This window comes from Synechococcus sp. CS-1326 (genome assembly GCF_025128115.1).
Classification (GTDB): Bacteria; Cyanobacteriota; Cyanobacteriia; order PCC-6307; family Cyanobiaceae; genus Regnicoccus.
Window position 1 is genome coordinate 1 of record NZ_JAHLYV010000022.1, and the last position, 22,359, is coordinate 22,359.

General features: G+C 67.5%; 27 protein-coding genes. 14 read left to right on the forward strand and 13 right to left on the reverse strand.

Annotated features, from left to right (window positions below):
- Positions 1 to 1,585, reverse strand: a 1,585-nt coding sequence (locus tag KQ307_RS08310) for a WD40 repeat domain-containing protein (RefSeq protein ID WP_259727653.1), incomplete at its 3' end; no start/stop codon positions are given.
- 946 nt (positions 1,586 to 2,531) lie between these two features.
- Positions 2,532 to 2,681 (reverse strand): hypothetical protein, encoded by a 150-nt coding sequence (locus KQ307_RS08315; RefSeq protein WP_259727654.1) that lies wholly within the window; start codon positions 2,679 to 2,681, stop codon positions 2,532 to 2,534.
- Between the two features lie 68 nt (positions 2,682 to 2,749).
- Between KQ307_RS08315 and KQ307_RS08320 the strand changes: the two genes are divergently transcribed.
- Positions 2,750 to 3,025, forward strand: a complete 276-nt coding sequence (locus KQ307_RS08320) for a hypothetical protein (RefSeq protein ID WP_259727655.1) — start codon at positions 2,750 to 2,752, stop codon at positions 3,023 to 3,025.
- A 131-nt stretch (positions 3,026 to 3,156) separates the two neighbouring features.
- Here the strand turns inward: KQ307_RS08320 and KQ307_RS08325 are convergent, their stop codons facing one another.
- Genes KQ307_RS08325 through KQ307_RS08335 form a run of 3 tightly spaced genes read right to left on the reverse strand, consistent with a single transcriptional unit; the run spans position 3,157 to position 4,417 of the window.
- The gene (locus KQ307_RS08325) at positions 3,157 to 3,789 is read right to left on the reverse strand and encodes a DUF4143 domain-containing protein (RefSeq protein WP_259727656.1); all 633 of its coding nucleotides are present in this window, start codon (positions 3,787 to 3,789) and stop codon (positions 3,157 to 3,159) included.
- Positions 3,786 to 4,169 (reverse strand): AAA family ATPase, encoded by a 384-nt coding sequence (locus KQ307_RS08330; RefSeq protein WP_259727657.1) that lies wholly within the window; start codon positions 4,167 to 4,169, stop codon positions 3,786 to 3,788. Before KQ307_RS08330 ends, KQ307_RS08325 begins: the two co-directional genes overlap by 4 nt.
- Positions 4,170 to 4,201: 32 nt before the next feature.
- Positions 4,202 to 4,417 carry a hypothetical protein gene (locus KQ307_RS08335; protein WP_259727658.1) on the reverse strand — a complete coding sequence of 72 codons (216 nt, stop codon included), beginning with the start codon at positions 4,415 to 4,417 and terminating at the stop codon, positions 4,202 to 4,204.
- Between the two features lie 35 nt (positions 4,418 to 4,452).
- Here KQ307_RS08335 and KQ307_RS08340 point away from each other — a divergent pair, with 35 nt between their 5' ends.
- The gene (locus KQ307_RS08340) at positions 4,453 to 4,731 is read left to right on the forward strand and encodes a nucleotidyltransferase family protein (RefSeq protein WP_259727659.1); all 279 of its coding nucleotides are present in this window, start codon (positions 4,453 to 4,455) and stop codon (positions 4,729 to 4,731) included.
- 110 nt (positions 4,732 to 4,841) lie between these two features.
- On the forward strand, positions 4,842 to 5,897 hold the full coding sequence (locus KQ307_RS08345) for a class I SAM-dependent methyltransferase (RefSeq protein ID WP_259727660.1): 1,056 nt from the start codon (positions 4,842 to 4,844) through the stop codon (positions 5,895 to 5,897).
- A 6-nt stretch (positions 5,898 to 5,903) separates the two neighbouring features.
- Here the strand turns inward: KQ307_RS08345 and KQ307_RS08350 are convergent, their stop codons facing one another.
- From KQ307_RS08350 to KQ307_RS08360, 3 genes are read right to left on the reverse strand one after another with little or no spacing between them, the layout of a single operon-like run.
- Positions 5,904 to 7,322, reverse strand: coding sequence for an NAD(P)(+) transhydrogenase (Re/Si-specific) subunit beta (locus tag KQ307_RS08350; RefSeq protein WP_259701060.1), 1,419 nt, complete (start codon positions 7,320 to 7,322; stop codon positions 5,904 to 5,906).
- Positions 7,322 to 7,618: an NAD(P) transhydrogenase subunit alpha gene (locus tag KQ307_RS08355; RefSeq protein ID WP_259701061.1), complete on the reverse strand. Its 297-nt coding sequence runs from the start codon at positions 7,616 to 7,618 to the stop codon at positions 7,322 to 7,324. Before KQ307_RS08355 ends, KQ307_RS08350 begins: the two co-directional genes overlap by 1 nt.
- Complete coding sequence (locus KQ307_RS08360) at positions 7,615 to 8,763, reverse strand: NAD(P) transhydrogenase subunit alpha (protein WP_259701062.1); 1,149 nt, start codon at positions 8,761 to 8,763, stop codon at positions 7,615 to 7,617. The genes KQ307_RS08355 and KQ307_RS08360 overlap by 4 nt, the downstream gene beginning before the upstream one ends.
- Before the next feature lie 228 nt (positions 8,764 to 8,991).
- Between KQ307_RS08360 and KQ307_RS08365 the strand changes: the two genes are divergently transcribed.
- Positions 8,992 to 9,273 (forward strand): 2Fe-2S iron-sulfur cluster-binding protein, encoded by a 282-nt coding sequence (locus KQ307_RS08365; protein WP_259701063.1) that lies wholly within the window; start codon positions 8,992 to 8,994, stop codon positions 9,271 to 9,273.
- Positions 9,274 to 9,299: 26 nt separating this feature from the next.
- Here the strand turns inward: KQ307_RS08365 and maeA are convergent, their stop codons facing one another.
- From maeA to KQ307_RS08385, 4 genes are all read right to left on the reverse strand, one after another.
- The gene (gene maeA, locus KQ307_RS08370; protein ID WP_259727661.1) at positions 9,300 to 10,982 is read right to left on the reverse strand and encodes an oxaloacetate-decarboxylating malate dehydrogenase; all 1,683 of its coding nucleotides are present in this window, start codon (positions 10,980 to 10,982) and stop codon (positions 9,300 to 9,302) included.
- 54 nt (positions 10,983 to 11,036) lie between these two features.
- Positions 11,037 to 11,471, reverse strand: a complete 435-nt coding sequence (locus KQ307_RS08375; RefSeq protein ID WP_259727662.1) for a hypothetical protein — start codon at positions 11,469 to 11,471, stop codon at positions 11,037 to 11,039.
- A gap of 65 nt (positions 11,472 to 11,536) precedes the next feature.
- Positions 11,537 to 11,983, reverse strand: coding sequence for a TspO/MBR family protein (locus KQ307_RS08380; protein ID WP_259701066.1), 447 nt, complete (start codon positions 11,981 to 11,983; stop codon positions 11,537 to 11,539).
- A gap of 31 nt (positions 11,984 to 12,014) precedes the next feature.
- Complete coding sequence (locus KQ307_RS08385; RefSeq protein WP_259727663.1) at positions 12,015 to 12,590, reverse strand: hypothetical protein; 576 nt, start codon at positions 12,588 to 12,590, stop codon at positions 12,015 to 12,017.
- A 104-nt stretch (positions 12,591 to 12,694) separates the two neighbouring features.
- Here KQ307_RS08385 and KQ307_RS08390 point away from each other — a divergent pair, with 104 nt between their 5' ends.
- From KQ307_RS08390 to KQ307_RS08400, 3 genes are all read left to right on the forward strand, one after another.
- Complete coding sequence (locus KQ307_RS08390; RefSeq protein ID WP_259701068.1) at positions 12,695 to 12,841, forward strand: hypothetical protein; 147 nt, start codon at positions 12,695 to 12,697, stop codon at positions 12,839 to 12,841.
- Positions 12,842 to 12,927: 86 nt separating this feature from the next.
- The gene (locus tag KQ307_RS08395) at positions 12,928 to 13,140 is read left to right on the forward strand and encodes a Nif11-like leader peptide family natural product precursor (protein ID WP_259701069.1); all 213 of its coding nucleotides are present in this window, start codon (positions 12,928 to 12,930) and stop codon (positions 13,138 to 13,140) included.
- Entirely contained in the window at positions 13,116 to 14,009 is an 894-nt protein-coding gene (locus KQ307_RS08400) for a lysophospholipid acyltransferase family protein (protein ID WP_259727664.1), read from the forward strand. Before KQ307_RS08395 ends, KQ307_RS08400 begins: the two co-directional genes overlap by 25 nt.
- Here KQ307_RS08400 and cbiE read toward each other — a convergent pair.
- The gene (gene cbiE, locus KQ307_RS08405) at positions 14,006 to 15,301 is read right to left on the reverse strand and encodes a precorrin-6y C5,15-methyltransferase (decarboxylating) subunit CbiE (RefSeq protein ID WP_259727665.1); all 1,296 of its coding nucleotides are present in this window, start codon (positions 15,299 to 15,301) and stop codon (positions 14,006 to 14,008) included. The genes KQ307_RS08400 and cbiE overlap by 4 nt on opposite strands.
- Before the next feature lie 73 nt (positions 15,302 to 15,374).
- Here cbiE and KQ307_RS08410 point away from each other — a divergent pair, with 73 nt between their 5' ends.
- The 7 genes from KQ307_RS08410 (at position 15,375) to KQ307_RS14805 (ending at position 22,352) form a co-directional block, all read left to right on the forward strand.
- Positions 15,375 to 15,620, forward strand: a complete 246-nt coding sequence (locus KQ307_RS08410; protein WP_259701072.1) for a hypothetical protein — start codon at positions 15,375 to 15,377, stop codon at positions 15,618 to 15,620.
- A 65-nt stretch (positions 15,621 to 15,685) separates the two neighbouring features.
- The gene (locus tag KQ307_RS08415) at positions 15,686 to 18,187 is read left to right on the forward strand and encodes a GH116 family glycosyl hydrolase (RefSeq protein ID WP_259727666.1); all 2,502 of its coding nucleotides are present in this window, start codon (positions 15,686 to 15,688) and stop codon (positions 18,185 to 18,187) included.
- Positions 18,184 to 18,711 (forward strand): DUF3122 domain-containing protein, encoded by a 528-nt coding sequence (locus KQ307_RS08420; protein WP_259727667.1) that lies wholly within the window; start codon positions 18,184 to 18,186, stop codon positions 18,709 to 18,711. The genes KQ307_RS08415 and KQ307_RS08420 overlap by 4 nt, the downstream gene beginning before the upstream one ends.
- A gap of 20 nt (positions 18,712 to 18,731) precedes the next feature.
- A complete protein-coding gene (gene ribD, locus KQ307_RS08425) occupies positions 18,732 to 19,799 on the forward strand; it encodes a bifunctional diaminohydroxyphosphoribosylaminopyrimidine deaminase/5-amino-6-(5-phosphoribosylamino)uracil reductase RibD (protein ID WP_259727699.1) in 1,068 nt (355 codons plus the stop codon).
- Positions 19,796 to 20,827 carry a mechanosensitive ion channel family protein gene (locus tag KQ307_RS08430; RefSeq protein WP_259727668.1) on the forward strand — a complete coding sequence of 344 codons (1,032 nt, stop codon included), beginning with the start codon at positions 19,796 to 19,798 and terminating at the stop codon, positions 20,825 to 20,827. The genes ribD and KQ307_RS08430 overlap by 4 nt, the downstream gene beginning before the upstream one ends.
- Before the next feature lie 3 nt (positions 20,828 to 20,830).
- Positions 20,831 to 21,781, forward strand: coding sequence for a hypothetical protein (locus KQ307_RS14800; protein WP_311133776.1), 951 nt, complete (start codon positions 20,831 to 20,833; stop codon positions 21,779 to 21,781).
- The gene (locus KQ307_RS14805; protein ID WP_311133777.1) at positions 21,765 to 22,352 is read left to right on the forward strand and encodes a peptide ligase PGM1-related protein; all 588 of its coding nucleotides are present in this window, start codon (positions 21,765 to 21,767) and stop codon (positions 22,350 to 22,352) included. Before KQ307_RS14800 ends, KQ307_RS14805 begins: the two co-directional genes overlap by 17 nt.
- Positions 22,353 to 22,359: the final 7 nt, after the last annotated feature.

A 22,359-nucleotide genomic window follows, 5' to 3' on the forward strand; every position in this document is an offset into this window, starting at 1 on the left:
ACCTCACCCAATCTGAATGACCTTCCAGGGTGTGGGTGCAGCGGCCGCTGGTCGAATCCCACATCCGGATCGTCTTGTCCTCGCTGCCAGAAGCAAGCCAGCTTCCATCCGGCGACCAGGCAATCGAGCTCACCCCTCTTGAATGACCTTCCAGGATGTGGGTGCAGCGGCCGCTGGTCGAATCCCACATCCGGATCGTCTCGTCATCGCTGCCAGAAGCAAGCCAGCTTCCATCCGGCGACCAGGCAATCGAGCTCACCCCTCTTGAATGACCTTCCAGAATGTGGGTGCAGCGGCCGCTGGTCGAATCCCACATCCGGATCGTCTTGTCCTCGCTGCCAGAAGCAAGCCAGCTTCCATCCGGCGACCAGGCAATCGAGCTCACCCCTCTTGAATGGCCTTCCAGGGTGTGGGTGCAGCGGCCGCTGGTCGAATCCCACATCCGGATCGTCTCGTCATCGCTGCCAGAAGCAAGCCAGCTTTCATCCGGCGACCAGGCAATCGAGCTCACCCCTCTTGAATGACCTTCCAGGATGTGGTTGGAGCGATCAGGGAGCAGAAACGGTAAATTCTCTTTTATTTGCAACTCCTGCACCAGTTGCATCAGTTGCATCAGTTTTGGTTCAGACTCCTTGAAAGACACCTGTTGTGGGGTGTCAGCTGGGAGTGCTCGCAATAGACAAAGGCTATGCAGCGGAGGGGCTTGCAAGGCCCACTGCCACAACGCCTCGCTGTCTCCAGCGCGTTTAAGTAACGCCACCGTGGTATCCCAGTCTTCTTCTGTGAAGGTGTCAAGGGGTTTGGTATCCTGCATAGCGCGCAGCCACTCAGGCCTGCCAGCCCTCGCCGCTACTTCCGCCAAGCGTTTACGAAGCGGCGGACTTGCAGCAACGTGGGCCTGGGCTAGCAGTGTGCCATCCAGATCCAGTTCCTCGTAGCGCTGTAGTTGGCCGCTCAATATCCAAAACAAAGCTCGATCTGATGGATCAGAGGGTGCATGACTAGCGCTCAGCAGCAAATTGATCAGTTCGTCTCCATCAGCCCCAAACATCATCCAGTGATTGCAAAAAGAATCTATCCACGATGGTCTTTGGAGCAGAAACTGAAGGGTTCTGCATGCCATCTCACACGATGAGTGATCAGACCACGCATCGAGTAAGGCAGGCACAACCTCCGGTCCATCATCGACCAGCCGCTCCGGCGTGTTACAGGCCATAGCCACAGCAATCCGCAATTCTACTGGCAAACGAGAGTACAAGTCGGCTGCCATTAGAATGGAAAACAGTTGCTTAGATCCTGACTTTTGTTGGTACTTGACAGCTGTTTCAGCAATCATCCTCAGCTGCATAACCTCCCGAAAAGCACCTAACGAATCGATCAGGGCTTGGTATGCAATTCCATCACATAGGGACTCCTGAACTGCAGCAAAAGCCAAAGCCTTAACGGCTGCAGTTGAACCATCCGCTGCTAGCTTTCGGATGGCTCTCTGCTGCTGCCATCGTCTTGACAGGCCTGGCCATAAGCGAAATCCCAGCAAACGAGATCCATACTTCTGAATCTGTAGAGAGGAAAGGGCGGAAGTCATCAGTGCAACGGATTACACAAGCTTATGGACCTAAACCTAAATCGACTTAAATGTTGCACAGATACGAGACAAGAGCTAATTGCAATGGTACTTAAAGTTCCAAGAATAATGTGGTTCATATCAATGAACTTGCTCAGAAGAAGCTATAGAAATAGCTCGGATTGACCTGTGGACAGAATTGTAAATCATTTTGGCGCTTTTAGCGCTGCTGTGGTTTGTGGAAAATTCCTACCGCCAAAGGTTGTGAGGCAGGGCATCGATGGTGAATGGCTTGGCGGTTCTACTGGCTCTCCCACCACGACTGCGACCACAGAAACCAGCTTGAAGCGGGGGGCCTGCAGCTGCCATTGAGCCCAGATCCCTGAGCACCAAACCGGCATCGGTTCCTGACCCTGATCGCAGCAATCAACGCGGTCCCGGAAGCACTCCTGCTTCCAGCTTCGCCACTCATGGCCTGAGCCACGATGCACCCTGCCACCATGCATTCCAATGGCCTTTAAGGGGCCATCCCTTCAGGGATTCAACTTGGATTTTTGCTCGGCTCCTCTTGAACGAGAGACGGCCAGCTGCGGCGTGGGATTCGTATCCCCGCCTGGTATCTGCTGCTGGTGGCCGTGCTGGGCTCCTACTGCTTCGCAGAAGGCTGCGCCTAGAGCGGCTGCAAAAGCTTGAGGGATCTGGAACGGTTCGCGCGGCGACACCATGCAGTACTTGGTGAGCAGTTGGGGCTCGAACTGCGGCGGCCGCCATCGGATTCAGCGTTTCGCTACTTCTTCCTCCAGGTGGACGTGGTGGCCCTCTGCGCTGCTATCCGTGATTGGACGATCGCCCAGATCCCCGGTGGTGCAGCGGATCTCGACCAGCTGGTGTGTGACGGTAAGACCATGCGGGGTTCGATCGAGCCCACACCTGGCGGTGGCTCAGCGTTCATTGCTCATGTGACGCTCTACTCAGCCGCTTTGGGAGTGGAGAGGAGATCAGCCAGGCCTGCTACGCCACCGGTGAGAACCACGAGCGGGCGGTGCTGAAACGGCTGCTGGGCGAGCTTGACCTGGAGGGGGTGCTGATCCAGGCGGATGCCCTGCACACGCAGCACCCGTTTTTCGACAGCTCCAGGAGCAGGGAGCCGACTTCCTCCTGACCGTTAAGGGGAACCAAAAGACATTGCATCGCCAGATCCGATGCCAGTTCCAGGGAAAGTGCCACATCCCTGTTGAGGCAAGTGTTTTCGAGGATGGTGATGGTCGTGCCATCACCTGGACACTCCGCGCCAAACAGGCACCGAAGCACATCCGCCAGGCCTGGAGCGACACCAGCTGGATCGTGGAAGTGATCTCCGTCGGCACTCGCGATGCCAAGACCTTCAGGCAGACCCATTTCTTCCTCACCAGCTTGCGCTCCACCCCAGAAGCCCTGCTGCAACTGGTGCGGGATCGCTAGAGCATTGAGAGCTGGCACTGGATCCGTGACACCCAGCTCAATGAAGACGCCCACCGTTATCGGGGCAAAGGCGCCGGAGCAAGGGCGACGCTGCGCACTGCAGCCCTCACCCTTCTCCGACTGGCTGGATTTCAGTCGATCCGGGAAGGCATCCAGGCGGTGATGCATGACATCAAGTCACGGCTGTCGATGGCACTACGACAACCAAGCCCGGAACCGAATTGATACTTTGAATCTGCCCTGGCTCCGGCCCGGTGCCAAGGGCCGCCACTGCCAACGATGGGTCGACGAAATGACGCTTCGGGGGCTTTGCGCAGCCGCGCCCTGGAACGCAGATGTGGAGTCCAGGAGGTTTGATCCTCGATCACCATCAGCCGTTCCAGCGCCTGCAGGTAGTCGTCCACGGTGCGTTCATCGAGAGCGCCATCGGCACCCGCCGCATCGACCGCCAGGTTGACCATCCGCACCTCCGTGGCCGTATGGCGGCCGAGAGCGCGCAGCACAGCCCCGACCCGGGCCGGATCCCGGCGGCGATTGCCTACCCGGCTGATGTCCACCCGGCGCACCTGTTCGAGATAATCCCGCGCGGCCCGCGCCGCCTCCTTCACCGGCCTGCCCTGCTGCGCCGGCCAGACGCCGATGGTGATCAGCTCACTGAGGTCCTGCACCGTGAGCCCCGGATCAGCCGTTCGCAGCGCTTCTCCAGCGAACAATCGCCGCAACGACACCACGCCACTGGACGCCCCGGTTTCAAGGAGAGTCATCGGGCGCATTCGTAGAAACGAGCACCGACCGGCGCGGTATGGCGGCCCGCGTCGTCAGCCGGCACCGACGAGCCAGTGAGGAGGAACTGACCAGCCTGATCCGCCGCATCCACGGCCCGGCTGACCTGATTCCACAGCCCCGGTTCAACCTGCCATTCATCCAGAAGGCCTGGGCGGGCACCAGAGAGAACCAACGCCGGATCGACGGCCAGGGCCTGCCGGGCACCGACATCAATGTCGAGCAGCACCTTGGAAGCGGCCTGCTGACTGGCCGTCATCGTCTTGCCGCAGACTTTGGGGCCTTCGATCACCACCGCGTCAGCCGCCACGAGCTGATCCCGCAGCTCGCCATCCACAATGCGAGGACGGTAGGCGGGCATCTGCAGGCTCCAATGCGTTAAGTGCCGTGATTTTATTGCTGCTTTTGCCGTGACCTGAATGCTCTTTTTGCAGACTTCTCGATGGGGCGTAAGCCGATCTCTGCCCGGTTCAGCAACGCAGACACCCTGATGTCGAGTGCTTCGAGGAAGGCACCGATCGAGCCCTTGAGCAACCTCCAGCCGCCGAACCCGATGGGCTCGAGGCCGTGGGCGAACAGGCTGGCGTTACGCAGCGTGAGCTGAACCATCAGGTCGTAGCGCTGCTCTCGGGTAAACCTCGGCGATGAGTGTTCCATGCCCCATCCCGCCATCCCCCCTGCTGCCACTGATCGCCGAACAGCTCGATGAGCTGCGTGGCCTTTGCCGAACCTTCGGTGTGGTGCGGCTTGAGCTGTTTGGCTCAGCCTCCAAAGGCCGCTTCGATCCGGCCAGCAGCGATCTGGACTTCATCGTGCGCATGACGGAACAGGAGAAGCATGGCTATTCCAGGCGTTTCTACGACTTCGCGGAGGCCTTGGAGGGGCTTTACGGGCGTCCAGTGGATTTACTCACCGATGGCTGAAGCACAACTGGCTGGTGGATCGGCCAAGCCAGCTTCCAGGAGCTGCGGGCTTAAAATCGGTTATGCCGCCAGTCATCAAAGCCCCCATCACGCCGCCACCAGCCAACACGATGGGCCCGCAATCGGAGCTGGGGCGGAGAGCCAGGGCTGTTCTGGATGGGGCGCGCTATGGCCTGTCGTTCGCGATCGGTCGCTATCTGGCCAGCGCACCCGAGCCGCTCGATCCCGCCTTCACCTGGGGGTTTCTCACCGGCCGGCCGCCCGCCTGGCAGCGGATCCTGATCGAGGGCTATCCGTTCCGTTTTCAGCGCCGCTGGATCCTGGCGAAGGCCTTCGCCGGCAGCCACGCCGCCGGCATCGAGGAGCACTACGACGTCTCCAACGCCTTCTACAGGCTGTTCCTCGATCGCGAGCTGATGCTCTACACCTGCGCCGACTTCGAAAGCGACAGCGACACGCTCGAAACCGCCCAGCGCCGCAAGGCCGATGATCTGCTCGCTCTGATCCGGCCGGCCGCCGGGGAGAGGATCCTCGATCTCGGCTGCGGCTGGGGCGGTATGATGCGCCATCTCCACGCCGCCACCGGCGAGCAAGGCGGGCTGCGGGGCATGACCCTCTCCAGGGAACAGGCCCGCCATGTCGGCGAAACGCTCGGCTACGACGTCGTCCTGGACGACTTCATCACGGCGTCCTTCCAGCCGGATTCCTACGACAGGATCTATGGCATCGGTTCGATCGAGCATGTCCGGCCGGCGGAACTGCGGCCACTGCTGCAACGGCTGCACCGGGCCCTGGCCCCGGACGGCCGCCTGGTGCTGCAGTTCTTCGCCCTCAACAGCGACCCCCTGCCGACCAGCCAGATCACCGGCCAGCTGTTCTTCCCGGGCTCAGCCCTCTCTCTCTATTCCGAATTCCTGCTGGCGGCAGGCAACGCCGGCTTCGAGATCGTCCACGATTCCAGCCGCGACTACCGGCCCACCCTGCGGGCCTGGTTCGAGCGGCTGGTCGAGAATCGGGAGGAGGCCATCAGCCTGGCCGGCCTTGAAACCTACAACCGCTATCTGGTTTTCTTCGCGGTGTCCTGGGCCTTCTTCGACCAGAACCAGGCGACGCTGCACCGGCTGGCGCTGGAGAAAACGCCAGCCACCAGATCGATCAACGCCTGAACCGATTCAGCGGGAGGCCGCCGCTCCGGCTGCCACCTTCCCCACCCCCAGCGAACGCAGTTCCTGAATCAGGCCCTGCAGCACCTGCTTGGCATCACCGAACACCATCGAAGTCTGCGGCAGCTCGAACAGATCGTTGCGGATGCCGGCATAGCCCGAACCCAGGCTGCGCTTCACCACGAACACCGAGCGGGCCTGGTCCACCTCCAGCACGGGCATGCCGTAGAGGGGGCTGGCCGGATCGCTCTTGGCGCGCGGGTTCACCACGTCGTTCGCCCCCAGCACGATCACCACATCGGTGCGGGGAAAATCGGGATTGATCATCTCCATCTCGATCAGCTGGTCGTAGGGCACATCGGCCTCAGCCAGCAGCACGTTCATGTGACCTGGCATCCGCCCCGCCACCGGATGGATCGCGTAGCTCACCGCAATGCCGTGGGCTTCGAGCAACCGGGCCAGCTCCTTGAGGCTGTGCTGGGCCTGGGCCACCGCCAGTCCGTAGCCAGGCACGAACACCACCCGCTCGGCGGCCTCGAGGGTGAGGGCGCATTCCTCCGGGCTGCAGGAGGTGACGTTCTTGTAGCCCTCGTCCTTGGCGGCTTCTCCGCCCTCTGACGAGGCCCCGGCCCCGCCGAGGGCGCCGCCGAACAGCACCGAGGTGAGCGAACGGTTCATCGCCGTGCACATCACCTGGGTGAGGATCAGACCGGCTGCTCCCACCATCGCTCCCGCCACGATCAGCAGCTCACTGCCCACCACGAAGCCGGCCGCGGCCGCCGCCACCCCGGAATAGGAGTTGAGCAACGAAATCACCACCGGCATGTCGGCGCCGCCCACCGGCAGGGTGAGGCCCACACCCAGCAGCAACGACAGGATGGTGAGCGGAAGCAGGGCCAGGGCGAAGCCCTTGAGCACCAGCACACAGCAGGCCAGGCAGGCCAGCGCCGTGGCGATGTTGACCGCATGGCGCTGGGGCCGCAGCGTCCAGGCGGGGGTGCCGAGCCACTCCTGCAGTTTCCCCATCGCCACGATCGAGCCGCTAAAGGTGATCGCACCGACCACAACAGAAGCCAGCACCGAGATCTGGCCGATCAGGCTCAGGGGCGTAGGCAGCTGCACCGCACCGATCGCCACCAGCAGAGAAGACATGCCGCCGCAGCCGTTGAACAACGCCACGGTTTCCGGCATGGCGGTCATCGCCACCCGGTAGGCCAGCAGCGCCCCGACCCCACCGCCGGCAGCCAGGCCGAGCAGCATCCACGGCCAGCCGTCCAGGCCCTGCTGGAGCAGCAGCCCCGCCACCGCCAGCACCAGGGCCAGTGCGGCCAGGCCATTGGCGGTGCGGGCGGTGCGGATCTTGGCCAGGCCCTTGAGGCCGAGGGCCAGCAGCAGCACGGCCCCGAGATCGAGCGTCAGTTCACCCATCAGTTCGATTCCTTGCGTTTGAACATGGCCAGCATTCGATCGGTCACCAGAAAACCGCCCACCACGTTGAAGAGGGCGAAGCCGAGCGCCGCGGCCCCCAGCAGGCGCAGGCCCGGGCTCGGTGCCGCGCCGATCAGCGCCAGGGCGGCCAGCAGGGTGACCCCGCTGATCGCGTTGGCGCCGGACATCAGCGGTGTGTGCAGGGTGGGCGGCACCTTGCCGATCAGCTCAAGCCCCAGCAGGCTGCCGAGCAGCAGCACCCAGAGCGCCTCCGCGGCGCCGAGATCGGTGCTCATGCCAGCACCTCCTCGAGCGCTGGCCAGAGATCGGAGCGGCGGCAACAGCCTTGATGGGTGATCAGACAGGGGTCGAGCAAGGCATCCTCAGGGTCGAAACGAAGTTCTCCCGCCTCGATCAGCTGCTCCATCAGCGCGGCGAGATTGCGGGCATAGAGAGCGCTGGCGTGCTGGGGCACGGAAGCGGGCAGGTTGGAGGCTCCCAGGATGCGGACACCACCGACGTCAACGGTCTGATCGAGGCGGCTGCCGGCGACGTTGCCGCCCTGGGCCACCGCCAGATCCACCACCACGGCGCCAGGCCGCAGCTGGGCGAGCAACTCCTCGGTGATCAGCAGGGGGGCTGGCTTGCCGGGCACCTGGGCGGTGGTGATCACCACGTCGGCCTCCTGCAGATGCAGCGCCAACTGCTGGCGCTGGGCCTCCAGGAAGGCCACCCCGGCCTGGCGCGCATAGCCACCGGTTTCACCGGGGGCATCCAGGCTGGGCGGGTCGATGAAGCGGGCGCCCAGCGATTCCACCTGCTCCTTGGCGGCGGGGCGCACATCGCTCACCTTCACCACGGCACCGAGCCGCCGGGCGGTGGCGACCGCCTGCAGGCCGGCCACGCCGGCGCCGAGCACGAGAACCTTGGCGGGTTGCACGGTGCCGGCGGCGGTCATCAGCATCGGGAAGAAACGGTCGAGCTCGGCCGCCGCCAGCAGCACGGCTTTGTAGCCGGCGATGTTGGCCTGGGAGGAAAGGGCGTCCATGGTCTGGGCCCGGCTGATCCGCGGCAGCAGCTCCAGCGCCAGCGTCGACACCCCGGCGCTGTTGAGCCGATCGAACAGGGGGCGATTGGCGTAGGGGTCGAGCAGGCCGATCAGCAGGCTGCCCGAGCGCAACAGGCCATAGCCGCCAGCCTCGGCGGCGGTTTCCAGCGGCGGGGCCTGAACGGTGAGCACCACGTCGGCCTGCTGCCAGGGATCGGCGGCATCGAACGCGGTGATCTCCGCACCGGCCTCGGCGAACAGGCCATCGTCAAAGCCCGCCGAGCGGCCGGCACCGGCCTCAAGGCCGACCTGGCACCCCCAGCCGGTGAGTCGTCGCACGGTTTCGGGGGTGGCGGCCACCCGCTGCTCCCCGGCCCGACGTTCCCTGGGCACAAACACCCTGATCACAGGATTCCCCGCACAGCGGCACTCTCTATGGAGCTTTTCGGCGCACAACGCAAGCCGTTCCTGAGCGTTGTGTTCGTGCCCCCACAGAACCAGGGGAACCGCTGCGCCGCTGGAGAACCAACAAACCAAGACATTCTTGTGTGCTGATCGATACAAGCAAGCTGGCAAAGGGTTCCTAGATCGGCGCGGAAGAATTCAGACCAGCAATTCGTCATGGCCAGCTTCACCATCACGCTCAACGACGGCAAATCGTTCAGCTGCCCCGATGACCAGTACGTGCTCGATGCCGCCGAAGAGCAGGGCATCGACCTCCCGTACTCCTGCCGGGCGGGCGCCTGCAGCACCTGTGCCGGCAAGATCCTCTCCGGCAGCGTTGATCAGTCGGATCAGAGCTTCCTCGACGATGACCAGATCGCCCAGGGCTATGCCCTGCTCTGCGTCAGCTACCCGATGAGCGATTGCAGCGTTCAGACCGGGGTGGAAGACGACCTCTGAGCCGCTGCTGCCCCTGAGCCGCCCGATCAGACGGCCTCCACGGCGCCGTACACCGGTTCCCAGCTGGCCTGATCGAGGCGCTCGATCGCTTCGGCCGGGGTGGCCGCCAGACGGGCCAGCCCCTCGTTCACGGCAGCTTTGGCCACCGCTTCCGCCACCGCCCTGGCCACAGAACCCACCTCAGCCAGCGTCGGCATCAGCGGCGCGGTGGGGTCGGAGCTGCCGGGGATCCGCTCCGCCAGGGCCTCCAGAGCCGCGTCCACCATCGCTTCGCTCACCTCACGGGCTCCCACCGCCACGGCGGCAAAACCGAGCCCTGGATAGAGGAAGCAGTTGTTGCACTGGCCGATCCGCCGCTCCAGCCCATCCACCAGCACCGGAGCGAAGGGGCTGCCCGTCGCCACCAGCGCCCGTCCCCCCGTCCAGGCCAGCAGATCGGCCGGGGTGGCCTCCGCCAGCTGGGTGGGGTTCGAGAGGGGCAGGATGATCGGCTTCTCCACAGTCGCCGCCATCCTCTCCACCACGGCCCGGCTGAACGCCCCGGCCACCGTTGAGGTGCCGATCAGCACCGTGGGACGCACCTGGCTCACCACCTCCAGCAAGCCGATCCGGCCGTCGGCATCCCGCTCAAAACCGCTCACCTCCTCGGTCGATCGGGCGAATCGGGCCGCCAGGGGCGAAGCGATCGTCTGGCCCTCCAGCAACAGCCCCTCCCGGTCGATCAGCCACAACCGCCCGCGCGCATGCTGCTCGCTCAGTCCGCTGCGTTGCAGCAGGCGCACCAGGCCCTCGGCAATGCCGCAACCGGCGGTGCCGGCCCCGAACACCACGATGCGATGGTCTTCCACCGGGACGCCGGCGCCGCGGGAGGCGGCCAGTACAACGGCACAGGCCACCCCCCGGGTGCCCTGGATGTCGTCGTTGAAGCTGGGCAGCTGGTGGCGGTAGGTGGCGAGGTTGCGGTGGGCGTTGGCCACGCCGAAATCCTCCCAGTGCAGCAGGGCGCCCGGGAACACGGCCTGAACCGCCGCCACGAACGCGGCGATGAAGGCGTCGTAGGCAGACCCCTGCAGGCGCGGCTGACGGCAGCCGGGATAGAGGGGATCGTCGATCAGGCTCTGGCGGTTCGTGCCGACATCCAGCACCACCGGCAGCAGCCGCTGGGGATCGAAGCCGGCGCAGAGCGTGTAGACAGCGAGCTTGCCCAGGCAGATTTCGATGCCGCCGATCCCCTGGTCGCCGATGCCCAGGATGCCCTCGGCGTCCGTCACCAGGATCAGATCAACCGCCCCCCCGGCGGCCGCCTGGCGCAGCACCCCCTCCAGCCGCGGCTGATCGCCGCAGGCCAGATAAACCCCTCCGGAAGGGCTCTGGTGGTCGAGGCTGAAGCGCTGGATCGCCGCTCCCACCGTCGGCGTGTAGACGATCGGCAGCAGATCGTCGATGTGATCCGCCAGGAAGCGGTGGAAGAGGGTGGCATTGGTACGGCGCAGGGCCTGGGCGAAGCGGAACTTCTCCAGATCACTGCCCAGGCCGCCGAAGCAGGCCCACGCCCTGGCCACCTGGGTTTCCAGCGTTTCAACCGCTTCTGGCAGCAACCCCTCCAGGCCGAGTTCCCGGCGCTCCCGGGGGCTGAAGGCCGTGCCTTTGTTGAGCGCCGGGTCGGCGAGCAGCTGACGCCCCCGCAGCCGGGTCTGCCGGGTGGGCATCGAGACCTCGCCGATTCGGTGATTTCGAACCGGCAGCGTACGTGGCGGCAGGGTTCAGGCGTCGTTCAGGGCCTGACAGGCAAACACCTGCAGATCGCCGCGACGCAGCAGAAAGGTGGGCTCGGCGGGCTCGTTCAGACCCCACAGCCACTTGCCGTCGGTGTAGGTGGGCGGGCCGGCATCGTTGGTGCGCGGCAACTGCAGCGTGAGCTCCCGCCAGCGCAGCACGACAAAGGCGCCGGGGAAGGTTCCCGCCAGCACATTGCCCACCAGCGGATCATCGACGGCACCGTTGTCGTAGCGAGCGGCCAGCGGATCCCCATCACAGCGATAGGCGCGCTCCACCGGGCTGGCCATAGCCGGAGCCGCCAGCGCGGCCCAGAGGGCGAACCCCAGCAGCAGCGGCAGCAGGCTGCTCCAGAAACCCCTCCGGCGGATGCTCTGAACAGACACCATCGTGGCGGCGCGGCGTGGCGGCAGTGTGGGCATCCTCAGTGTGGCCCGGCGCTGGGCTTGGCCGGAGCCGGGCTGGCTGGAGCTCGCGGGCGGCCGGTTCAGCGATTGAGGCGCTGCATCTGCCAGGTGACCAGGGTGCCAAGCGGGCTCCAGAGCAGGAAGGGCACCAGCAGCAAGGCCGCCACCGGTGAGCGGGAGGCCACCAGGATGGTGAGCACCACCCCCCAGACCCAGCCGGCAAAGCCGATCGCCGTGCCGGCGGTGAGCGAACGGGTCCGGCAGATCAGCCAGGTGTAGCTCTGGACAAGCACGAGCAGCAGCAGGTAGCCCGCCATCGCCCCCCAGCCGCTGCCGGCCTGCCAGCTCAGCAGGGCCGAGGCGTAGAAACAGCCGTAGATCACCAGCCAGATCAGCGGAATCCAGCGCTCGAAGGTGAGCCAGGCGGGCCGGCGCAGCCGCAGAAACCACTGGAAATCAGCGCGGCTCGGGTTGAGCGCCAGACTGACTCCGACCTGGACGACCAACAGAACCAGCCAGGCGGGCATCAGCTCAGTCTCCAGGCTGCAGGTTCGATGCTCAGACCCTAGCGATCGGCTGGTCCGGCGCCTGAAGCCAGAGGGCCAGGCCACCGCCCCGGCCCCGCGCCGCCAGCCAGCGGCCAGGGGGCTCGGAACCGGGGCCTGAGCCGGATGCGTCTCCAGCCAGCGTTTCGGTGGCGATCAGGGCGAAGAACGGCAGGGCACCGTGGCGCTGGCCGGGCCCGGTGGAGGCCGGCGGCCCGGCCAGGGGGCGATCCAGCCAAAGCCAGTCACCCAGCCGCAGCTGCAGCTGCTCGAAGCGAAAGATCAGCAGGGGCCGGCGACCTTCAAGCCAGGCCTGGCCCTGGAAGCTCAGCTCCAGGGCGCCCAGCTGAACCCGGTTGGTGATGCGCAGGGGGGCCAGCGGCGCTGTGGCCGCAGCGAGGATCAGGCGAGCCCCCAGGACCCGCAGCAGCGCTGAGCTGAGGGCGGCGGGCTGGCCGGCCCGGCGGGGCCAGGTCTGGGCCAGCACCCAGGTTCCGAGCAGCTGCTCCGCCCTGAGGCCACTGCCATCGCGGCGGCTGGTCCGCTCACGGTCCAGCAGCAGCTCGGCATCGGGCAACGGGGATGGCATCGCAGTGGCCGTATCAGTGGATTCTGGGCCCTCGTCCGGTTCGCTCCGGCCTTGACCCCCGCCCCCAAAGATGGGAGGTTGATGGCAGCGACTGAAGCCCGGCCTTGACAAATCCACTCCAGGCCACTGCCTTGCTGGTTGCCGCCCTGGCCGTTCTGTTGCTGCCGATCCCGGGCTCTCAGGCCTGCGAAAAGCATCTCAACGGCCATCAGAACAGTTCCGAATCCCAGAGCGAAGGAAGCAACCGCTGAGGTCAGCCACCCGACATTGCGCTGTGTTCAGATCGCTGGCTTCCGTCCACTCGTTTGGGCATGGTTGAACACCTGGCATTTCCCCCATGACCTGGAGCGAACTCGAACGGTTCGTCCTGGAGGCAGAAGCCGACCCGGTGATGCGCCGATCGCTGAAGCACTGCCGCTCTGAAACGGAACTGCTGCTGGCGGCACGGCGTCTGGGCTACCGGCTCAGCCGCGGCGACCTGATCGAGGCCCGTGAGGAGCATCGCCGCGAGCAGAAGCAACAGGGTTGCCAGGCCGGGATGCCAGCCTGACCGCTGCCCACCAGGCCTGCGTCGGCTTGCTGCATCCCATGCCCAGTGGCTCAGCGCCCGACCGTGATCCAGGTGGGCTCCGCGATCCCCTGTTCATCAGGGAACTGATGCCCATCTGGGGGTGGCTGCACCGGCACTACTTCCGGGTTCACACGAGTGGCTGGGAGCATGTGCCAGGCCAGGGGCCGATGCTGCTGGTCGGCTCCCACAACGGCGGCCTGGCCACTCCGGACCTGCCGATGTTTCTCTACGACTGGTTCCGGCGTTTCGGCTACCAGCGCGAGGTCTATGGCCTCACCCACGCCAAGGTCTGGCAGACCCATGCCCCGATGGCCCGCCTGGCGGCCCGGGTGGGGGCGATTCCCTTCTACCCCCGCAACGCCCTCGCCGTTCTGGAGAAGGGACACAGCGTTCTCGTCTATCCCGGTGGCGGCAACGATGCGTTCCGCCCCCACCGGGCGCGGGGCCAGATCCATTTCGGCGGGCGCACCGGCTTCATCCGGCTTGCCCTCTGGCATTCCCTGCCGATCATTCCACTGATCTCCTGGGGCAGCCACGACACCCTGATCGTGCTGGAGGATTGCTATCGCCAGGTGGAGCGGTTGCACCGGCTGGGGATGCCCTGGCTGCTGGGAATCGATCCGGAAGTGTTTCCGATCTACCTCGGGCTTCCCTGGGGTCTGGCCCTCGGCCCCCTGCCGAACATTCCGCTGCCGGCCAGGATCCACACCCGCGTCTGCGCACCGATTCAGTTCGAGCGCACCGGTTACGCCGCCAGCCGCGACCGGGGGTATGTGCAGGCCTGCTATCAGCAGGTGGTCGTGGCGATGCAGGCCGAGCTCGACAACCTCGCTGACCAGGCTGCTTAACGGCGCCCCTTGAGCACCAGCACCGGGTTGAGCGGCGCCAGCCGGGTGCCATCGGCCAGGGCTGCGCCCCGCCAGGCCTGCAGCTGAACCACCCTCACCTCCAGGCCGGCGTGCTCCAGCTCCTGGCGCAATCCAGCCAGGGCCTCCACCGTGGCCAGGGGCATCACCACCACGCCCCCCGGACGCAGCCGGGCCAGCACGGCCTGCAGCAGCGCCAGCCGCTGCCGCCCACCACCACCGATCAGCACCCGGTCGGGGTCGGGCAGCGACAACTCCCGGCCGGCTGAGCCAGCCCCGATCAGATCGAGGGCCTCCGCTTCCAGCACCGCCGCCGGCTGCACCCCCAGCCGTGCGGCATTGGCGGCGATCAGGGCGGCCGAACCGCCGCGTCGCTCCACCGCCCAGAGCTCCAGCCCCGGCCGCAGCCGCAACGCCTCCAGCCCGACCGAGCCCACGCCGGCCCCCAGATCCCAGAGCACGCCGCGCTCCGGCAGCTCCAGATCAGCCAGCAGCTGGATCCGCACCTCCCGCTTGGTCATCAACCCGGGGCGATCGTCGTGCTGCACGAACAGGCCGTCCTCGAGGCCGAACAACGGCAGACCGGCCGGGGCCGTGGGCACCGGCGGCTCGGCGATCAGCAGCACCAGGTGGAGTGGATCGAGGTCGGGGGGCAACGGGGCGGCGGGGGCCAGCCGCTGCACCCGCTCGGCCGGATGGCCGAGCCGTTCACACAGCCAGAAGCCATAGGCCGGCTCCAGCCCCGAGGCCCGCAGAATCCGACGCACCGTCTCGGCGCCGCCGCGGCCGGGATCGGTGAGCACCGCCAGGGCAGCCGGCCGTTCCTGCAGGCGGCGGGCCAGCGGCTCAGGCTCGCGGCCGTGCAGGCTGATCCAGCTGGCGTCCTGCCAGGGGCGGCCGAGCCGGGCGAAGGCCAGCTGCAGGGAGCTGGGGGCAGGATGAAAGCGCAGCTGGTCGGCGGGCAGGTGCTGCAGCAGCAGCCGGCCGATGCCGAACCAGAGCGGATCGCCGCTGGCCAGGAGCACGGTGGCCCGGCCGGCGGCCAGCGCAGCCCGCAGCGCCGGCATCAGCTGCTCGGGCCTGTCACTGCTGAGCACCTGCACAGGCGGGCTGCCGGCTGATTGCTGCCGCTCCTGCCGCTCAGCCAACCAGGGCTCCAGTTCCACCAGCAGGCGGGAGGGTGCCGCCACCAGCCGCGCCCGCCGCAGCAGGGCCAGCGCCGCCGGCGGCAGGGCGCTGAGGCCGGCGGCATCGGTGCCGATCACATCGATCATCGCTTCCTCATCGCTTTCTCGCGGCAGCTGCCAGCGACAGCCTGGCCATGATGCACACCCGTCACCGACCGCCATGGCCGATTCCAGCCATTCCGCCGAGCGCCGCCGGCGCATCCATGACCTGGTGCTCGGCCTGCTGGCCCGCCAGGGCGAGCTCGAACTGCTCGCCGGGGACGGGGCCGGCATCGGCGGGGTGGATGGGGATCCGGCGCTGTGGCTGGAGCGCAACCGCCGCGTTGTGCAGCGCTATCAGGCGCTGGTGCGCTCGGCCATCACCCTCGATGCGCTGATCGACCAGGAAGTGGGTCGTCACCCGTGAGACCAGCCGCCCGTTCGCTGCTGAGCCAACGGCTCTGACAAGCTGGCCCCAGCTTTCGAGTCCAGATGGCGCCCTTCGGCCTCTCCGCTCTCCAGAATCTGCGGCGCGGCGGCCGGAAACGCTGGCAGGCGCCGCCAGCCAGCTGGCAGCGGCCATTCGGCCTCGGCTGGGAGGCGCCCTACACGGTGCGCTACGCCAGCAACCTCGATGACGGCCCGAACCACGGCCTGCCGCTGGGTGGTTTCGGCGCCGGCTGCCTCGGCCGCGCTCCGGATGGCAGCTTCAACCTCTGGCATCTCGATGGCGGCGAGCACTGGTTCGGCGCCGTGCCCGACTGCCAGTTCGCCCTGTTCGAGAACGACGGCAAGACCCAGCGGGCCTTTGCCCTGGCCACCGAACCGCAGCGGGATGACTCCCGCCCAGAAGCGGACACCCCCCCACTGGCCGCCTGGCAGTGGTATCCGGCCAGCACCACCGAGCGGGTCACCGGCACCTACGCCGCCCGCTACCCGCTCAGCTGGTTCCAGCACAGCGATGTGTTCCAGGCCGGGGTGAGCTGCGAGGCATTCAGCCCGATCCTGCCGGGCGACTACCAGCGCAGCAGCTATCCGGTCGCGGTGTTCCGCTGGCAGCTCAGCAACCCCACCGATGCTCCCCTCGATCTCTCGCTGCTGGTGAGCTGGCGCAACACGGTCGGCTGGTTCACAAACACCGATCCCAGCGCCGCCGTCAGCTTCCGCGACGATGGCAGCCCCGAGCACAACTACCGGCCGGCGATCGGTCGGGGGCGGGGCCAGCGCAACCGCTGGATCGATGCCCCCGGTCTGTGCGGCGTGCTGCTGGAGGGGGCAGCCAGCCAGCCGATCGCCGAGGGGGAGGGTCAGTGGTGCCTGGCGGTGCCCGACCAGCTCGATGGGGTGGAGGTGCTGCGCTGCAGCCGCTGGGATCCCAGCGGTGATGGCGGCGAGATCTGGGAGGCGTTCCGCCGCGACGGCTCGATCCCCAGCAGCAACAACGACCGCCGCAGCACCGGCAGCGAGCAGGCCAGCGCCGCGATCGCCCTGCGGCTGCGGCTGGAGCCGGGGGCGGCGATCGAGCTGCCGGTGGTGATCAGCTGGGACCTGCCCGTCACCGCCTTCGCCACCGGCAGCTCCGCCCGGCGCCGCTACACCGATTTCTTCGGCGACAGTGGCGGCAATGCCGCCGCCATCGCCGCTGAAGCCCTGCGCGACTGGCGCGACTGGCGCCAGGCGATCGACACCTGGCAGGCACCGGTGCTGGAGCGCAGCGACCTGCCGGAGCCCCTGCGCATGGCGCTGTTCAACGAGCTCTACGACCTGGTCAGCGGCGGCAGCCTCTGGACTGCCGCCACGTCCACCGACCCGGTCGGGCGGTTCGGGGTGCTCGAGTGCCTCGACTACGCCTGGTACGAAAGCCTCGACGTACGTCTCTACGGCTCCTTCGCCCTGCTGCAGCTCTGGCCCGAACTCGACAAGGCCGTGCTGCGCAGCTTCGCAAGGGCGATACCCAGCGCCGATCCCACGCCGCGGCCGATCGGCTGGTATTTCACCCAGGGCAAGGGCCGGGTGGAAGCGCCCCGCAAGGTCGCCGGTGCCACCCCCCACGACCTCGGCGCCCCCAACGAGCGCCCCTTTGATGCCACCAACTACACCGCCTACCAGGATTGCAACCTCTGGAAAGACCTGGCCTCCGACTTCGTGCTGCAGGTTTGGCGGAGTTTCAGGCTCGCCCCCACCGGCGAAGACCTGCGCTTTCTGGCCGACTGCTGGCCGGCGACGGTGGAAGCGCTGCGCCACCTCAAGCATTTTGATGTCAACGATGACGGCCTGCCGGACAACGGTGGCGCACCCGATCAGACCTTCGATGACTGGCCGCTGCAGGGAGTGAGCGCCTACTGCGGCGCCCTCTGGATCGCCGCCCTGGAGGCGGCCCTGGCCATGGGCCAGCGCCTGCAGCTCGAGCTGGGCCTCGACACCGCGGCGGTGCAGCGGGAATTCGGCGGCTGGCTGGAGCAGTCGCGCGCCCACTTCGATGCGTTGCTCTGGAACGGGGAGTACTACAACATCGATGCCGGCAGCGGCACACCGGTGGTGATGGCCGATCAGCTCTGCGGCGACTTCTACGCCCGGCTGCTGGGCTTACCGCCGGTGGTGGCCGACGAGCGGGCTCGCTCGGCGCTGGCGGCGATCCGGGACGCCTGCTTCGAGCGCTTCGAGGGCGGGCGTCTGGGCGTGGCCAACGGCCTGCGCCGCGACGGCACACCGCTGGATCCGAACGGCACCCATCCCCTGGAGGTGTGGACCGGCATCAACTTCGGCCTGGCGGCCTATTACCGCCTGATGGGAGAAACGGCCACGGCCCTGGCGATCACAGGCGCTGTGGTGGAGCAGGTGTACAGCGGCGGGCTGCAGTTCCGCACCCCCGAAGCGATCACGGCGGTGGGCACCTTCCGCGCCTGTCACTACCTGCGGGCGATGGCGATCTGGGCCCTCTGGGCCACCCACACCGGCTGGGCGCCGATCCCGGGGGCGGCGCGGGAAGCGTGAGCGCCCCTTTGCGGCCCGGCCCGTGGCGAACCCTGCTGGTGGCCCTGCTGCTGAGCGGCCTCAGCCTGCTGATCGCACCCGGCGGCGCCCTGGCGATCGGCCCGCTCGCCCAGCTGCACGGGCACCTGGATGCCAATGGCACCCCGGTGCTGCGCAGCCTCGAAAGCCTCCGCGACCTCGACGACCAGAGCTGGCAGCTGGTGGCCTACCGCGCAGGCGGGCCAGGCGGATCCCTGCGGCTGCGGATCGTGGGCTATCCGGGCAAGGTGCGGCTCGATCACCCCACCCCCCTGCAGGTGAGCTCCGGCCCCTTCCAGTGGAACCTGGAAGACATCACCCTGGCCAGTGAGGCCCTCGCCGGCGATGGCCGCTCCGCCGCCGCCGAGTTCGATCTCGCGCCCCTGCTCGCCGACCTGAGCCAGGATCGCCCTCTGCGCCTGCGGCTGAAGGGAGTGTTCAGTGAGCTGCCGGTGCCGCCCTATGTGGTGGGGGAATGGCGGCAGCTGGGAGAGGCGCCGGCGTGAATGAGCCCTGGCAGCGCTGGATGGACCGTGCCCTCCAGCTGGCGGCGCTCGGTGACGGCCGCACCAGCCCCAATCCGCTGGTGGGGGCGGTGGTGCTGGCTGCAGACGGGACGCTGGTGGGGGAGGGCTTTCACGCCCGCGCCGGTGGACCCCACGCCGAAGTGGGCGCCCTGGCCCAGGCTGGCCCGAGTGCCCGGGGCGGCACCCTGATCGTCACGCTTGAACCCTGCTGCCACTTCGGCCGCACGCCGCCCTGCAGCGAGGCCGTGATCGCCGCCGGTATCGCCCGGGTGGTGGTGGCGATGGCCGATCCCGACCCCCGCGTGGCCGGTGGCGGCATGGCCCGGCTGCGGGCGGCGGGGATCGAGGTGATCGATGGTGTGCGGGAAACAGAAGCGCTGCGGCTGAACGCCGCCTTCTGCCACCGGCTGCACACCGGCCGGCCGCTGGGCCTGCTCAAGTGGGCGATGAGCCTCGATGGCCGCACGGCGCTGCCGAATGGCCACAGCCAGTGGATCAGCGGCCCTGAAGCACGCCGCTGGGTGCACCGGCTCCGGGCCCGTTGCGATGCGGTGATCGTGGGCGGTGGCACCCTGCGCGCCGACGATCCACTGCTGACCAGCCGCGGCCAGCGCTCGCCCGAACCGTTGCGGGTGGTGCTGAGCCGAACTCTGCAGCTTCCCCGCCACGCCCAGCTCTGGGACCAGACCCAGGCAGCCACCCTGGTGGTCCACGGTCCGGGCGCCGACGCCGCCACCGCTCTGTTCCTTGATCAGGCGGGCATCGAGCGGCTGGAGCTGGCGGAATCCGAACCGGCGGCGCTGCTCCGGGCACTGGCGGAACGGGGCTGCAACCGGGTGCTGTGGGAATGCGGGCCAGCCCTGGCGGCGGCGGCGCTGCGTCAGGGCTGTGTGCAGCAGCTGGCCGCGGTGATCGCGCCGATCCTGCTGGGCGGCGAGCCGGCCCGCACACCGCTCGGTCAGCTCGGCCTCACCAGTGTCGAGGCGGCACCAGCCTGGCAAGGCGGCCGGCGCCGCTGGCTGGGCCCCGACCTGCTCTGGGAGCTGGAAGCGGGGCAGTCGCCATGACCACATTGCTCGCGGCGCTGGAGATCCCGCTGCTGGGAGTCCTGCTGGCGGCAGGGCTGTGGCTGGTCCTGGAACTGCTGGGCAGGCGGCTGGCGCCGGGCTCGCTCGGCCGTGCCCTGCTGCTGCGCAGCCGGATCAGCCTCTGCCTCACGGTGGTCGCCACCAGCCTCGCCTGGTGGCTGGCCGGCCGGCCCGGTCCGATTCCGTTTTCCCTGCCGCTCAGCCGCACCGACCTGCGCGATGGCGTGATCAGCCTCGGCCTGATCTGGACGCTGCTGCGCTGCAAGGCGGAGCTGCTGGGCAAGGCCGAGCGCTACTCCGAGCAGTTGTTCCCCTCCCTGCCGGTCCGGGATCGGCTCTTTCTGTTCGATGTGGCCGACAAGCTGATCGGCTCATCGGTGCTGATCCTGATCGCCCTGCTGATCCTGCGGCTGGTGGGGGCGCCCCTGGCGGTGCTGGCCACCACCGGCGGCTTCGGTGCGGCGGCCCTGGGTTTCGGCGCCAAGACGATCGTGGAGAACGCTCTGAGCGGGATCAGCCTCTACATCAACCGTCCCTTCGTGGTGGGCGACCTGATCCAGATCCCGGATGAGCAGCTCACCGGCACCGTCGAGCAGATCGGCTGGTATTACACCTGCCTGCGCGACCTGGAGCGACAGCCGATCTTCATCCCCAACGGCCTGTTCACGGTGAAGCCGGTGATCAACAGTGGCCGGATCGACAGTCGCCGGGTGTGGATCGAATTCAGCCTTCGCCACCAGGACCGCGAGGCCATCGAGCCGATCGTGACGGTGCTGCGCCAGGCCCTGGCGACCGACGCCGGCATCGACCAGAGCAAGCCGCAGGGGGTTCACTTCGTGGGATACGGCGATGCGGGGCTCGATCTGCGCCTGCTCTGCTTTTCGGCCAGCAGCGAACTGCCGCTCGCCTGGGATCTGAAGCAACGTCTGCTGCTCGCGATCGGCAAGGTGGTGGAGGACCACCAGGCCAGGATGCCGATCCAGCATTCCTCGCCCGGGGAGGTCTGAGCCATGGCCCACAGCTTCAGCGAACTCCAGTCCCAGCTGCAGCCCCAGTGGGGGGACTTCGATGACGACCGCAGCGGCGGTGATGACCTCAGCCACCGGTCCGAGGGTTGCGATCTGCTCGTGGTTCCCTCGCTGAGCCTGGACCAGGGCCAGATGGACCTGGTCGCCGGCGTGCACCACTACGAGGAGCGGCAGCTGTTTTCGCTGATCCGGCTGCGTCATCCGGGGGTGCGGGCCGTCTACGTCACCAGCAAGCTGCTGCCGGAGCTGGTGGTGGACGCGGTGCTCGAACTGCTGCCGGGGGTACCGGCCTCCCATGCCCGGCGCCGCCTTCACCTGTTCGACACCGACGATGCCTCGCCGCGCCCGCTGACCGAGAAACTGCTGGAGCGCCCGGCCCTGCTGGGGCGGATCCGGGAGCTGTTGCGGCCGGGGCGCAGCTTCATGACCTGCTTCAACGTCACCCCCCTGGAGAAGCGGCTGTCGGAGCGGCTGCAGATTCCCCTGCTCGGCACCGATCCCGCCCTGGGCTACTGGGGCAGCAAGGCGGGCAGCCGGGAGCTGTTCCGCCGCTGCGCCGTGCCCCATCCCCCCGGCAGCGGCCTGGTCCATACCCTCGACGCCCTCACCGAAGCCACCGCCACCCTCTGGGAAGACCAGCCGAGCCTGGAGCGGGTGGTGGTGAAGCTGAACGAAGGCTTCAGCGGCGAAGGCAATGCCCCCCTCGACCTGCGCCCCCTGGAGCTGGCGGGCACCGGTTCAGCCGAACGGCGCCGCCGCCTGCGCCAGGCCCTGGGCGCTCTGGCGATGCCGCCGCCCCCACTGGCTGGAGCTGCTGCGCGACCAGGGAGCCCTGGTGGAGGCCTGGCTGAGTGGCGGCGAGGCGCTCAGCTCCCCCAGCGTGCAGGGGAACATCCATCCCGGCGGCCGGGTGGAGGTGCTCTCCACCCATGAGCAGGTGCTGGGCGGAGTGAGCGGCCAGACCTACCTGGGTTGCCGCTTCCCCGCCGACGCGACCTACCGCGATGCGCTGATGCGCCATGGCCTGGCGGTGGGGGAGGCGCTGGCGGCGGAAGGGGCCCTAGAGCGGTTCGCGGTGGACTTCGTGGCCCGGCGCTACGGGGAGTACTGGGATCTGCAGGCGATCGAGGTGAATCTGCGCAAGGGCGGCACCACCCACCCCTACATGGCCCTGCGCTATGCCACCAACGGCCGGATCGACCCGATCAGCGGAGCGTTCCGCTCCCCCACCGGTCAGGCCCTCTTCTATACCGCCACCGACAACCTGTGTGATCAGCGGCTGCGGGGATTGCTGCCGATCGACCTGATCGACATCGTGGCGGCCGCCGGACTTCACTTCGATCCGGCCGAGCTGAGCGGCAGTGTCTTTCATCTGCTGGGTTGCCTCTCCCAGTTCGGCAAACTCGGCATGACCTGCATCGGCCACAGCGCCGCAGAAGCCGCCCACATCTACAACGCCACGACGGAGCGGCTGATCGCGGGTGCGGAAGCCCTGCGGCGCTGAATACCCT